Raw genomic sequence first — 14,620 nt, 5'->3', positions numbered from 1 at the left:
AACCACGGCAACCCCAGCATGATATATACCTAGTGCTATCAGCAGTTTCTTTGACTATTGAATAATGTTATCACATACAAAATCATTGGAAAAGTCAAAAACACAAGCCAAATCATGGTATGTCTTGGCAAAAATTGAAATTTATAATTTAACCAATAAACTGTTACCGTAAATATGATACAAAAAATGGATTGTCCAATATTGATCTGTTTATCCGAATAACGATTAATATGGTCTTCCTTATTTTCTCTAAAATCATCTTTGTAATTACTATTTCTGCTTGGGAGAAAGGCTACTAACAACATATAGTTCTGCATGATATATACAGCAGAAACGCCCAATAAAAAATATTGCGTGCCAATGTAGAGGCTTTCTGATAAATACGGCGAACTTTCAATGCTTGGATTGCAAAATACACGAATGATATTGTCAATTGCAAATGCAAACATGATCACTGTACTCCAAACGCTTAATACTAATCTGTTTGTCCTTGAAAGGCGTATATGTGTCAATGCATTAATTATAGAAAAGGTTGCAAGTAAAAATCCAAGTATCATTAGGGAAATGGAAAACCAGTTATGATAATTCATTAATCCATAGTCAAACGCCCAGTATATTAATGAAATCGAAAGTAACAAAGTAGTTCCTTCTGTAAGTTTAGCAGTAACTCTATCTTTATGAATAATTGCAAAAATCAGTGCAAACAAAAATATAAAAGAATATGGCCAAATTTCTATATGGTTCTCAAAATTGTAATCAAATTCGTGTTTTCCTGGTAAAAAACAGAACAAACTCAATAGATAAGCTCCACAAAAAATTCCGATTACGGTCTTCCAGTTGTCAGAAATTCTAAAGCTCTCAAAAAGAAGCCCTGCAAATAATGCAAGTAGGCTTAAGGAGAACAATTTTCTGTCAGTTAATGAAGCTCGATAGCCAATATACACCGTTAGTAACAAACCAATTACACCTACAACAATCAAAAATGGTGTCAAACCAATTCCTACAATTTTCTTTTTTTTCTTTTTATTTATTGATCTCACTGTCTATTATGTTTATCTCGTCCCGTCGGAATCGGGTATTAGAATTTATAATCCGATAATTACACAACTACTACGGGTATCAAGCCCATTCACCCTGTGTGCAATGCTCATAAGCTTTTCTTTTGAATTTTATATTTACGGGATCGCAGATCCCTATACTACATTCCGTCGTCGGATTGCAAATCCGACGAAACGAGAATTTCATATTTTTATATCATCTATCATCCAAATATTTCCAATTTTGAGTAATGTAACAACAACATTGCCATAGTAATACTTTTTATCTGGAGTATCCTCATAAATTATTCCATAGACAACAGATTTATCTTTTTGTACAGTAGTCTTTTTTATCTCAACACCTGAAAAATTTTCCATACTCATCGTCCATCTGTGTATATTGAAAAAATCACATTTTATATTTTCATAGTCAGATAAATCCGGCAATTTATCTTCAATTTCTCTATATTTTATTTTCTTTAAGTTCTCAATGCAAAGTGTATAGCTTTCAATTTCACGGTTTATAAAACTATCAGAACATTTCATTCTCTTTAGATTTTTCACATATGCCGTGAAGTCTAATGTCGTATAACCATTTTCGTCTTGTGCAAATTTTGGTTGAAACTCAGAAGCATTATTACTAGATAATTTTTGACTATACCATTTATAAAAATCAACAACTATTTGTCGGCATACAGTCTCATCCTGTTGCGATGCCTTACCATACATTGTCGTAAAAATAAGAATTCCTATTATTAACAATCTTCTCATATTCGCTTCTGTTTTACCATAAGCTACAACACCTATGGATGTATTACACAGTCTCTCATATTTTCTCGTCCCGTCGGATTTGCAATCCCGAGTGGTCGAAAGTCGAAAATACTGGTTAATTATTACGCGCTTCAAATCTACAAATTCATTTTCAATTCACTCGTATTTTTGTTAATTTTCTTTTTGATTATCGAAAGATGAAGCGTGCGCTCTCTCTCTTTCCTTTGACTTCAAAAAAATATTTGTAATTTTTACACTTATTATTTGCAAATATCAGGAACATGTACGAATTTTACAGCGCATTTTTCAGTAAAGCAAATACACAAACCCAACACTTATAAATCAATATCGTATGAAGAAAACAATCCTGACCACTTTGTGCCTGTCGGCGCTAACTTTTGGATTTACCTCCTGCCACTCTTCGGCAAAAAAGGCAGACCAATCCGATTCTATCAAAGTTGTAACTCCTGAAAAGAAGAACTTTACGGATACAATCAATGGCAAAGCCGTTTCGCTCTACACAGTAAAAAATAAAAGTGGCTTAACGGCCTATATTACCAACTATGGCGGACGTATCGTCGGTCTGGTTGTTTCTGACAAAAACGGTAAAGCTACCGACGTGGTGGTTGGCCATGCTACATTGAAAGAATATACCAATCCATTGGCTCAATATTATGGTGCATTGATTGGCCGCGTAGGCAATCGTATCGCCAAAGGTCAATTCACAGTTGACGGCAAAGCATATCAACTGGATACAAACGATGGTCCTAACTCACTCCACGGTGGCAAAGCCGGTTATCAGGACGTAGTTTGGGATGCAGCTCAACCGAATGACTCAACACTGGTATTGAGCTACCTATCGAAAGACGGCGAAGGCCACTACCCCGGCAATTTGAGCATCAAAGTAACTTATACCGCTACTGCCGATAACGGCCTGAAAATGGAGTATACAGCTACTACCGACAAAAAAACGATTGTCAACCTTACCAACCATGCTTACTATAACCTGAACGGTGAAGGCAGCGGTACGATCCTCGATCACCTGTTGCAGATCAACGCAGACAAAATGACTCCGGTTGACAGCACATTGATTCCTACCGGTGAATTAGCTCCGGTTGCAGGTACTCCGTTCGACTTCAACAAAGCTACTGCTATCGGCGAACGCATCAACGATAAAGGCAATCAACAATTGAAATTCGGCAAAGGTTACGACCACAATTTCGTACTTAACGGCAAGCCGGGCGAAATATTCAAAGCTTGCACTCTTACCGGCGACAAATCGGGCATCGTGATGGATGTTTACACCGTAGAACCGGGTCTGCAATTCTATGCCGGTAACTTTATGAATGGTTCTAGCGCATTCAAAAACGGCATCAAAGATGCTTACCGCACTGCACTTTGCCTCGAAACACAACACTTCCCCGATGCTCCTAACCACAAGAACTTCGCTTCTATCGAACTGGCTCCGGGTAAAGTGTACAACACTACAACCATTTACAAATTCTCTGTAAAGAAATAACATATTTGGGTCAATAACGAAGAGTTTAAGGCTGTCTGAATAATTTTCGGGCAGCCTTTTTTATGTCAACGCACAAACTTCAAGCAGTTTATCCGTAACAATCCAAACAATCAAGAACCACTTGACTGTCTGCAACATAAGCATAATAACCCAAGAGGCTTCTTACGACAAAGTCGTAACCCAAAAATAACGCCCCGATTCATCGGGGTGCAAGCACGAGAGAGGCAATATGCATTCTGAACCGCGTAGCGGTTTCCCTGTCGCGGGAAAACGCTTACAGCGTTAAGTAAAAATACGACGTCCCTTTTTCGTCAGCTAAGAATCCAAACACAACCAACAAAGGCAAAAATATCCTCAAATTTATCTCTACCTTTGCGACATGAATATCGAGAATAAAATACGTTTCAAGGCTGCCGGTCTGTACATTATCACGGGAATTGCCGTTGCGGTGATGGTTGTGTTTTTGTACAACATGAGAAGCAACATCAACAGCCAGCGGACAGAAATAGAAAAGCAGCATCAGGTGCTTGCACTCACCAATGAATTGATCTATGCTGTAGGTGAAGCACAATCTTCGGTAAGCCTTTTTGTTTCCACTCACGACACTACCTATATCAATAAATTCGGCAAAAAACTACTTTCCATCAATGTACTGATTGACACTCTCGCCGTCAATGAACCTGTTGGAAAAGCCAAATTACTGCAGATCAAAATCCTGTTGGCACGCCAAACCTCCGAAGTTGCAGCTCTCAACCGTCAATTAGGGAACAAAAATCCGCTTACGCTCATCAGTGAACGCATTCGAAAATACAAACCTCTGCCAAGTATTCCTTCCCGAGTGGTAACGGTGAAACAAGATACTGTCTATAAAAAACCGGAAAAGAAAAAGGGCTTTTTCAAACGGTTGGGAGAGCTTTTCAGCCCCAGTAAAAACACCACGATGGTGATTTCGAACGTACGAGTCGATACCGTAAAGGTAGGTGCCGAAGCACCTGCACCGATCCTGACCGAGGTGAACGATTTGGCGCTGGTTGAAGGTAAACGCTACGAAAAGAATATGAAAGCCATTGAACAACAGGTGGCTCGTCAAATCGCATCCGACAGAGAAATATCGACCCAAATAGCCGGTGTATTACTCGATCTACACCGTCAAACCCTGAATTCTGTATTGGGAACCATTGATCGAAGTGAAAAATCCATCAATCGCAACTATACACTTTCTGTGGTGGGCGGTATTGTGGCTCTGGGACTTATACTTGCGTTTATACTGCTCATTATCTACGATGTAAACAAAGGCAAAGAAGCACGCGAACGCCTTCGTCAGGTAATGGAGAGCCGGCACAAACTGTTACTTTCCGTTTCGCACGACATTAAAAGTCCGCTGGGCTCCATCCTCGGCTATCTGGAATTGCGCCGACAGCAGGGCGAAGACATCAAATCGATGCAAAACTCCGCCAGGCATATTCTGGCCTTGCTGGAAAATCTGCTTGAGTTCTCCAGCCTCGAACAAGGTTCGTTGCAAATCACTTCCAGCAATTTTTCTCTGGCTGAATTGAATGAGGAAACCGGTCAGATGTTCCTTCCGCTGGCTGAAAAGAAAGGGCTGAAATTTACATTCGATTCGGATACGGTTCGACTCAAATCCGACCAAATGAAAATCAAGCAGATCATCATCAATCTGGTGTCAAACGCTATCAAATATACCAGTGAAGGGTCAATATCGCTCCACACTACGCATAACGGATATCAACTTTTCATTAAAGTAACCGATACCGGAGCCGGAATCCCCGCCGACAAGCTGGAGGAAATTTATGAACCTTTCTCCCGGGTAGAAAGCAACAACGCGCTGGCACACGGCACCGGCTTAGGCTTGTACGTGGTAAAAGGACTGATCGATTTGTTATACGGAAGTATCCATGTTGTTTCTGAAGTCGGGAAAGGCACTAGTGTGAAAGTTACCATACCCTGCCGGGAAGCTGAAATACGAATCAAAAAAGGCACTAAAAAAATCACCGTATATGACGATGATCCGGTAATTGCCCAAATGGCGTGCGATATGCTGACACGACTGGGACACAAAATAGTGGAGACGGACTGCGATGTTATCTTAACCGACATGGAAATGGGAGAACGTACCGGGATGGACATTCTTGCCTCAGCAGGCACCACTCCGGTTGTTATAATGACAGGTCACAGCGATTTTACAGCAGAAAAAGCAAATCATCTCGGGTTCGAAAGTTTCTTACCAAAACCATTCTCATTGGAGTCGCTGCGTGAGATTTTCGGTGAAGGAGAACCGGTAACCGACAGTTTCCTGGAAGATGACGATGAAGAGATCAAGGAAATGTTTCGGACTTCTACCTTTGAAAATTACAAACTATTGGAAGAGACGCTCGTCAGCGACGACTTTGACAAAGCGCAGGCTGTGTGCCACAAAATGCTGCCCATGTTTGTATTGTTGGGTTATCCGTCCGAAGCCCTTCGCCGTATGGATGCTCAGCGGGGCAAATCGTATGACGGTTGGCAAAACGATGTAAAAGCCATTCTGGAAATTAAAGTTTGATGCCGTAAAGATGCATTTTGTTGTAGAGTGTTTTGCGGTCTATTTTCAACAATTGTGCTGCCAGCGTTTTATTGCCCCTTGTTTTACGCAACACGTTCTCTATCTGCTCGCGCTCATTGTCGGGTTGCAAAGCAAGATCTTCATTGGTCGATTGGGAAGCAAAAGCGGGAATGTCATCAACCGTAATAATGTCGTTTGAGGCAAACAACACCAAACGTCGTACCGTGTTCCTTAATTCACGCAGGTTACCGCTCCAGTGGTGCTTTTCGAGCAATGCCATTGCATCCGATGAAAATCCCTGAACCGATTTATCCAGCTCTTCGTTTGCCTGACGCAGGAATTCATTCGCAAATATTTCGATATCGCCTTTCCTGTCGCGGATGGGAGCAATAAAAAGAGAAAACTCGTTGAGCCGATGGTATAAATCTTCGCGGAAACGCCCTTCGGCAATAGCTTCTTCCAGATTTTCGTTGGTCGCGGCAAGAATTCGCACATCAACCTTTATATCTTTCACGGACCCAACCGGCCGCACTTTTTGTTCCTGCAACGCACGCAACAACTGCACCTGTACCTCGTACGAAAGATTGCCTACCTCGTCAAGGAAAACGGTTCCCTGGTCGGCCTGCACAAATACACCTGTTTTATCTTCAATGGCAGATGTAAATGATCCTTTCAGGTGACCGAAAAGTTCGCTCGGTGCCAGTTCGCGCGATAAACTACCGCAATCGACAGCAATAAAAGGCTTGCTACGACGCGGACTGTTTTCATGAATCATTCGCGCGGCATATTCCTTTCCGGTTCCGCTTTCTCCCATAATAAGCACCGACATGCGTGTAGGCGCTACCTTCAGAATATGATCGTACATCTGACGAGCCACCGCGCTTTTACCCATCACCATGCCATCTACATTCGCTTTGACAGCTTTTACGGGCTTTGCTTCTACCGGTTTCTTCAAAAGAGCCTGTTCTATCTTTTCTTTCAAAATGGCAGGATTCATTGGTTTTTCCAAAAAATCCTCAGCGCCGAGTTTCATTGCCGCCACTGCACTCTGAATTTCCCCATAGCTGGACATCACAATGACAGGTGTATCCATATTCAGGTCGCGCATCCAGTGCAAAAGCATGATGCCGTCACCATCAGGCAAACGCAAGTCACTCAGCACAAGATCGACCTTCTTATGTGTCAATTCTGCCTGTGCCGAAGCAATATCTGAGCATAATTCTGCCTCGAATCCATTCCGACCACACCATTTTTGTAACATTGTTCCAAAAGTGGCATCATCTTCGATCAATAAAATCGTTTGTTTCATACAGGGAGCAAAAATAAACAATTTAGCGGATATTTGTGCCCCTGAACACATAGGAATCCATCATAATTAAAAACACAGGTTTCGGTCTTTCTCTGAATCTAAACAAAAAAAATACCGGAACATTGTCCCGGTATTTTTGTAAATAATAAAACTATTATATTTGAACAACCAGATATTTAGATGCACTCCAGAATTTAGAAGGATTGGTAATCTCAATAGTGATTTTCTTATCGGCGCCAGTTACTAATTTATAGCTGTCAGCAGGATGAAGTGATAGAATTTTTACACTTTTGCTATTGGTCGGGATTGAAGAAAGACTTCTTAAATCAGCCTGTGTAAAGTTCTTTTGATCGAAATCGCTTGCTGAAAGTTTCTTCGATTTGAAGAGACCACCTCCGGTCACAATTTTGTTTTCTTTCAATTGTTTTGAAGTAGCTACAACATACCAAACTGAATGAAGATCGACATCCTGAGTCTTGATAGTTGTTTTTTGCTGTTCTATTGTGCTGCTTTGTTCTGCAATATTTTTCCCTTGTTCTGTAACTGTAGTCGTCAGCTCAGTAATTTTGATATTTTTCTGTTCCAGTTCAGCCTGTAATGATTGAAGCTGAGTAGTTTTGGCATCGAGTTCTGTCTGAAGACGTTTAATTGTTTCCTGCAATTGTGCGGTAGCTTTGCTGTTTTTTCCTACCAAACGTTGAAGTTCTGAAATTTTGGCTTTGTTCTTCTCCATCGTTTCTTTAATCGCTTTCATCTGAGCTGCTATCTGAGCTCTTTTGTTTGTTGAACCCTCAACTCCTTTGAGGTTAAGCTTCATATTGCTTTCGGTCTGATTGATTTCAGAAAAGCCGGTTTCAATATCATTCAAAAGCGTAAGTGTCTGATTGTAGCTGGAATCCATAATTTGTTTCTGGAGCGCCAGTGAATCACGCTGTGCAATAGCAGCTTTGTATTTCGAAGAATTTTCGACACAAGATACTGCTACAAAAGCAAGCACTGTAAGCATTACATAAAATCTGATTGTTCTCATTGTTGTAAATTTAATGGTTTATAATATATTAAAAACGTTACAAATATACTGACAAACATTTCAAAATGTTCTTATTATTCAATATTCCCAACCTCTCTTCTGTCCGTGTCCACGGCCATTATCGTGTCTGAAATTCTGCCTGTCATCGTTACCTCTCCAGTTGTGCTCTTCGCGCATTCGTCGGTCGTTAAATTCATCATACCTGCGTTCATTTCTTTCCTGACGTTGTGCCATCCGGTTATCTCTGTATTCGCCTCTGCCTCTGTAATAAGAATAAGGAGAATCTCCGTAATAATTTCTCATCACAATTTTCCGACCATCATAAAGATTATAATTACGGTATACTTCCGGAAGATGACGTTGGCGAACCCAGCATCCATTATAAGAGAATACAAACATAGCGGTTCTCAGATCGTAGTAAGCATCAACATCAGGAAGGTAATAATACCGCACATCCTCCTGTACACGAGGTCCCCATGAAGGAATGCTTCCCAGATTTATATTGATTGAAACCTGTGCCTGCATTGCACCTGCAAACAATAACATCACTCCAACGATTATCAATTTTAGTGATTTCATGATTTCTACTTTTTAAAAGTTGTGTACCTGGTTGTTTATATCAAATAACATCCAACAATTATGCCAAAATCATTACACCCTAATAAACAGATACTTGCAATTAATACGCATTGTGGAAAAGTGTGGAATTGCGGGGAACCGGGTGAGGAGAATCAACTATTTCACCCACTTATGGATACGATATGCAACTGAATCCTGAAACAGGAATCTCTTCTGCCATTGCTCTCCTCAAAAATATGCAAAGAACTCTGCTTATAAACATTGAAAGACGGTAACATCTTGCTATCTTTGAAGTCGCAAATATTTTCCATCTGCCGAAGATTCTTTCTGGTAACAGGCATGTATTTATTTTCCTTTTTATCGTACGCCATAATCCACACACATATTCAAATCCGTGATCGGACACGAATGAATCACAGAGTGCACGTTACATACCGATAAAATAAATATGTGACTACCCTGTGCCTGTTGCTTCCTGTCTAATACTTGTATACTTCAACAATGTGACAGTATTCGGTTTATATGTAAAAATGTTTCGATAGTTATATTACCTGTATCAAAAGTAGCAGCAGAGAACCTATATTGAAACCAAATGTATCAAAATTCAGGAACTACAAATAACTAAATATATAATTTTGCAATTGTCGGTTGCAGGCAGATAATGCACAACCGACCCTTTTTAATCTTCAATATGAAAAATGAATTCAACATTGCCGGTAAAGTGATCGTAATCACCGGCGGGACTGGCGTACTTGGCAGTTCTATCAGTAAACACCTGGCTGCCCAAGGGGCAAAAGTTGCTATTTTGGGACGTGATGCAGTAAAAGGCAAAGCCCTTGAAAATGAAATCAAAGCAGAAGGTCACGAAGCTCTGTTTTTAGTCTCTGATGTTCTCAACATTGATATCCTGCAACAAAATCATGACGAAATCAAAGCTAAATTCGGACCTGTAGACGTCCTTATCAATGCCGCCGGAGGCAATCGTGCAGGAGCCAACGTTCTTCCCGAACAATCATTTTTCGATCTTGACTTAGAGCAATTGCGTCAGGTTATCGATCTCAACCTTTATGGAACCATCTACCCTACCCGCGTTTTCACAAAAGAAATGGTAGATCGCAAAGAAGGAAACATCATCAACTTCACATCGGCAACCGTTGCCCGCCCGATGACACGTGTTATCGGCTATTCCGCTGCAAAAAGCGCTATTCAGAACTTTACAAAATGGCTGGCAGTGGAATATTCTCAGAAATACGGCGATAAAATCAGGGTCAATTCTATTTGCCCGGGTTTCTTCCTGACAGAACAAAACCGTACTTTATTGACCAACGAGGACGGATCATTAACTCCTCGTGGAAACAAAATCATCAATTCCACACCTTTTGGCCGCATGGGCGTTGCCGACGAGCTCAACGGAACCATTCAATGGTTGTGTAGCGATGCTTCTCGCTTCGTTAACGGGCAAAACATCATCGTTGACGGAGGCTTCGATGCCTATTCGGGAGTATAAATAGTAACGAGTAGTGAGTAACGAGTGTTGAGCAATCGGTTTCTCATTCTCGGATTTTCAAATTGACTAATTTTCAAATTGAACAAAATGATTTACGGTTTTGAACAGTCCATGCGTTGGTATGGGCCAAAAGATACGGTAACCCTGCAGGATATCCGCCAAAGCGGCTGCACAGCGGTTGTCTCCTCGCTACACCACATTCCCACAGGCGAAGTATGGAGCGTGGAAGAGATTCAGAAATACAAGAAAGTAATTGAAGATGCCGGACTGGCATGGCACGTAGTGGAAAGTGTGAATGTACACGAAGACATTAAACGTCGCACAGGCAACTATCTTCAATACATAGAGAACTATAAAACTACGTTACGCAACCTCGCTCAATGCGGTGTTGACGTAGTAACATACAACTTTATGCCGGTGCTCGACTGGGTTCGTACCGACCTGTCGTACACTCTTGCTGACGGTTCAAAAGCAATGTATTTTGATCGTTATGCATTCCTTGCGTTCGATGTGTTTGTATTGCAACGCCAGGGAGCACGCGAAGAACTGTCGGATGAAGATTTCGAGCAGGTAAAGAAACGCTACGAATCGATGACTGACGAAGATATGAACCGGATTCTGAGCGTGATTCTCTCCGGCATTCCCGGCGAAGGCAAAGCTTTCACGGTAGAATACGTATTGGAACAATTAGCAAAATATAAAGATTTTGATGCCAATAAAATGCGTGAACACCTGATTCTGTTCCTCAAAGAAGTGATTCCGGTAGCAGAAGAAGTTGGTGTCAAAATGGCCATTCACCCTGACGATCCTCCCTTCCCTATTCTCGGTCTGCCACGTATTGCCAGCCGTGAGGAAGATTATGCAGCTCTTGCTGAAGCAGTTCCTTCTACTGCAAACGGCATCTGTTTCTGCACCGGATCGCTGAGTGTACGCCGTGAGAATGATCTTGTAAAAATGAGCCAGCGTTTTGCCGACAGAATCCACTTCGTGCACCTGCGTAGTACCGAATGGATTGACGACAACCGCTTTTTCGAAGCCAACCATCTTGAAGGAAGTGTGAATATGTTTGGAGTAATGAGTTCGTTTATCGAAACCATGCAAAAACGCCAGATTTCCCTTCCCCTCCGTCCCGACCACGGGCACCAGATGCTTGACGACCTGGCTAAACCTCAGATCTTCTACGGATACTCTCTCCTTGGCCGTATGAAAGGTTTAGCAGAATTAAGAGGATTAGAGATGGGCATTGCCAAGTCTCTCTATCCCTCAAAATAAAACAATTACACCGTTCACAAACTCAAGGTTACCTTCTCCGTTTTGGAGAAGGTATGCCTTCGACATGCCAATTTTATACCATGAAGAAATTTCGACTTTTACCCCTAATTGCAGTATTTCAGGCTTTTACCCTTTCGGCAACAGCTTCCGATAGTTATGTAAAACACTCATTAGACAACGATTTCTGTATCGCCAGGCCGGGAACTACGGCGACATTGGTAGTCGATCCGCAAGACTTCAAGGGTGTAACACGTGTAGTTTCCGATCTTCAATCAGACATTCAGAAAGTAACTGGTACTCAACCGGAGCTTGTAAATTCCCTGCCAAAAAATCGGCCTTATGCAATCATTGTGGGTACAGTCGGCAAGAGCAAGTATATAACACAGCTCATCCGATCGAAAAAAATTAATGTAGACGCGATTAAAAATCAATGGGAAGCTTTTTCCATGCAAATTATCAGCAAGCCGTTTCCGGGTGTCGATCAGGCGTTGGTCATTGCCGGAAGCGATAAGCGGGGCACAATTTATGGCGTTTACGATCTCTCGCAACAAATAGGAGTATCTCCCTGGTACTGGTTTGCTGATGTAACTCCCCAAAAACAGAACATCCTTTCTATTTCCCGCAATTTTCACAAAGAAGATCGTCCTGCGGTGAAGTACCGTGGCATTTTCATCAACGACGAAGCTCCAGCACTAAGCACCTGGGTGAAGAACACTTACGGAACTCTAAAACCAAGTAAATATCCTTTTATTCCGAATGATATTCAGAACTGCAATCATCAATTTTACACGAAGGTATTTGAGCTGCTTTTGCGCCTGAAAGCCAATTATCTGTGGCCGGCAATGTGGTCAAATGACTTTAATGAAGACGACCCTGAAAATCCCCGACTTGCCGACGAATACGGAATTGTGATGGGGACATCGCATCAGGAACCCATGCTCCGTTCGCAACAGGAATGGGACAGGCGCTATTTTAAAACGCTGGGACATTGGAATTACACCAAATATCCGGATACGCTTGTAAACTTCTGGAGAGAAGGTATCCGTCGCAATAAAAACTACGAAAGCGTTATTACGATGGGACTCCGGGGTGCAAACGACACCGATATGGGTGGCGATTTGAAGAGCAATATTGCTATGGTAGAAGGGATTGTTGCTAAACAACAGAAAATACTGCGCGAAGAAATGAATCCGGATATCACGAAAACACCGCAAATGTGGTGTCTTTACAAAGAGATACAGGAGTATTATGAAAACGGCTTAAAAGTACCCGACAACATCACTTTGCTCTGGAGTGACGACAACTGGGGTAACATTCGCCGTTTACCATCGGCCGAAGAAAGAAAGCGTAGCGGAGGTGCGGGCATTTATTATCATGCTGATTATGTGGGAGGCCCCCGCAGCTACAAATGGATCAATACCATTCCGGTAACCAAGATATGGGATCAGATGAGTAAAGCTTACTCGTATGGTGCCGATCGGATTTGGATAATGAATGTTGGAGACATAAAACCTCTTGAAGTTCCGATAGACTTTTTCATGTCACTGGCATGGAGCCCACAAACCTGGAATAAAGACAACATTACGACTTATACGCAAAAATGGGCTGGTCTTCAATTTGGAGATCAATATGCACAAGCAATTGCAGATCTGATAGACAAATACACGAAATACAACGGTTGGATAAAACCCGAATTACTTTCTGCAACCACTTTCAGTCTGAGCAACTACAGGGAAGCAGAAACGGTTGTTTCCAAATGGAAAGCAATCTCCGACAAGGCAGATTCGATCTATGCAGTGCTCGATCCGTCTAAAAAAGATGCATTTTTCGAACTCGTACTCTATCCCGTAAAAGCCTCGTACACCCTGAACGATATGTATTTCAACCTTTCTAAAAACCATACATATGCAGCACTGGGTCGCCTATCGGCCAATGATTATGCTCTGAAAACAAAAGAGTTGTTCGTTCAGGATTCGTTGCTGACCGTAGCCTATCACACTCAGGTAGCAGACGGAAAATGGAATGGTATGATGAACCAACCTCATATTGGTTATCGGGGTTGGTCGGATCCGAAGCAAAATATAATGCCTCGATTGAATTATACCAAACCATCGGAAACAGCAGCTATTGGCATTGCTGTAGAAGGCTGTCTTTCGGCTTCCGAAGCACAAAAACCGGACACCTTGCCTCAGTTCAGCAACTATTCGAGAGAAAAACATTATCTCGAAATTTTCTCAAAACAAGCAGGTTCACATTCATTTACGATAAAACCTGAACAATCGTGGATTATTCCGGCGATAATGAGCGGTAAAGTCGATGGAGAACAGCGCATTGAAATAGATATTGACTGGAACAACGCTCCGAAAGGAGAAAATCAGTTTGGCAAGATTTCTATCAATACAGAAAATCAGACCTATAATGTTGTCGTGCCTCTTTTCAATCCCGCCTCTCCCGATAGAAAGTCATTGAAAGGATTTGTGGAATCGAACGGTTATGTTGCGATGGAGGCAGAACACTACACCAACAATCGTGCGGTAAATGGTGTGCTTTGGCAATTGGTTCCCGATTACGGACGCACCCTTTCAGCCATGATGCCGATGCCTATTACGGCTTCAAGCTTCACGGATTTAAAAAATGCGCCTTCTCTTGAATATGATTGCTATCTATTTTCGACAGGTGAAATTGAAATCAATACATTAATTGCACCAACACTTAACTGTTTGCCAGATGCAGATATGCGATTTGCAATAGCTGTTGACGATGAACAACCACAGGTAGTTCAGGTTCCGAAAATCAATATTGCCGGATCAAAAGACGATCCGGAATGGTCGAAATCCGTGATTAACAGTATTCGCGTCTGTAAAACATCGCATTCGATATCACAAGCTGGTTATCATAAAATTAAAATCATTATGATGGATCCTGTTGTAACCTTGCAACGAATCATCATAAATACAGGAGGCCTGAAACCAAGCTTCTTTTTCCCGCCGGAAAGTTACAGATAGACAAGCAACCTTAAAAGCCAATACCATC

At 41.7% G+C, this 14,620-nt stretch carries 10 protein-coding genes; 5 read left to right on the top strand and 5 right to left on the bottom strand.

Annotated elements, in window-relative coordinates; translation table 11 throughout:
• Positions 1–38 precede the first annotated feature (38 nt).
• Positions 39–1,040, bottom strand: coding sequence for a hypothetical protein (locus PJIAN_RS10860; protein WP_153802555.1), 1,002 nt, complete (start codon positions 1,038–1,040; stop codon positions 39–41).
• A gap of 201 nt (positions 1,041–1,241) precedes the next feature.
• The gene (locus PJIAN_RS10855) at positions 1,242–1,808 is read right to left on the bottom strand and encodes a hypothetical protein (protein ID WP_153802554.1); all 567 of its coding nucleotides are present in this window, start codon (positions 1,806–1,808) and stop codon (positions 1,242–1,244) included.
• Positions 1,809–2,160: 352 nt separating this feature from the next.
• Between PJIAN_RS10855 and PJIAN_RS10850 the strand changes: the two genes are divergently transcribed.
• Together PJIAN_RS10850 and PJIAN_RS10845 are read left to right on the top strand one after the other, a co-directional pair.
• Entirely contained in the window at positions 2,161–3,327 is a 1,167-nt protein-coding gene (locus PJIAN_RS10850; RefSeq protein ID WP_068704948.1) for an aldose epimerase family protein, read from the top strand.
• Positions 3,328–3,706: 379 nt separating this feature from the next.
• Entirely contained in the window at positions 3,707–5,890 is a 2,184-nt protein-coding gene (locus tag PJIAN_RS10845; protein WP_068704946.1) for an ATP-binding protein, read from the top strand.
• Here the strand turns inward: PJIAN_RS10845 and PJIAN_RS10840 are convergent.
• The 3 genes from PJIAN_RS10840 to PJIAN_RS10830 form a co-directional block, all read right to left on the bottom strand.
• Entirely contained in the window at positions 5,880–7,199 is a 1,320-nt protein-coding gene (locus PJIAN_RS10840; RefSeq protein WP_068704944.1) for a sigma-54-dependent transcriptional regulator, read from the bottom strand. The genes PJIAN_RS10845 and PJIAN_RS10840 overlap by 11 nt on opposite strands.
• Before the next feature lie 154 nt (positions 7,200–7,353).
• On the bottom strand, positions 7,354–8,229 hold the full coding sequence (locus PJIAN_RS10835) for a Cbp1 family collagen-binding glycoprotein adhesin (RefSeq protein WP_153802553.1): 876 nt from the start codon (positions 8,227–8,229) through the stop codon (positions 7,354–7,356).
• Positions 8,230–8,307: 78 nt separating this feature from the next.
• Complete coding sequence (locus PJIAN_RS10830; RefSeq protein WP_153802552.1) at positions 8,308–8,808, bottom strand: hypothetical protein; 501 nt, start codon at positions 8,806–8,808, stop codon at positions 8,308–8,310.
• A gap of 691 nt (positions 8,809–9,499) precedes the next feature.
• Here PJIAN_RS10830 and PJIAN_RS10820 point away from each other — a divergent pair.
• The 3 genes from PJIAN_RS10820 to PJIAN_RS10810 all read left to right on the top strand — a co-directional run bounded on the left by PJIAN_RS10820 (position 9,500) and on the right by PJIAN_RS10810 (position 14,592).
• On the top strand, positions 9,500–10,315 hold the full coding sequence (locus PJIAN_RS10820; protein ID WP_068706418.1) for an SDR family oxidoreductase: 816 nt from the start codon (positions 9,500–9,502) through the stop codon (positions 10,313–10,315).
• Between the two features lie 90 nt (positions 10,316–10,405).
• A complete protein-coding gene (gene uxuA / locus PJIAN_RS10815; RefSeq protein ID WP_068706411.1) occupies positions 10,406–11,587 on the top strand; it encodes a mannonate dehydratase in 1,182 nt (393 codons plus the stop codon).
• Positions 11,588–11,667: 80 nt separating this feature from the next.
• Complete coding sequence (locus PJIAN_RS10810) at positions 11,668–14,592, top strand: glycosyl hydrolase 115 family protein (RefSeq protein WP_172795605.1); 2,925 nt, start codon at positions 11,668–11,670, stop codon at positions 14,590–14,592.
• The last annotated feature ends 28 nt before the right edge of the window (positions 14,593–14,620 follow it).

This window comes from Paludibacter jiangxiensis, from assembly GCF_001618385.1.
Taxonomy (GTDB): Bacteria; Bacteroidota; Bacteroidia; order Bacteroidales; family Paludibacteraceae; genus Microbacter; species Microbacter jiangxiensis.
Note: the sequence above shows the minus strand (reverse complement) of the source record. Positions and strands in the feature narration are given on the sequence as shown.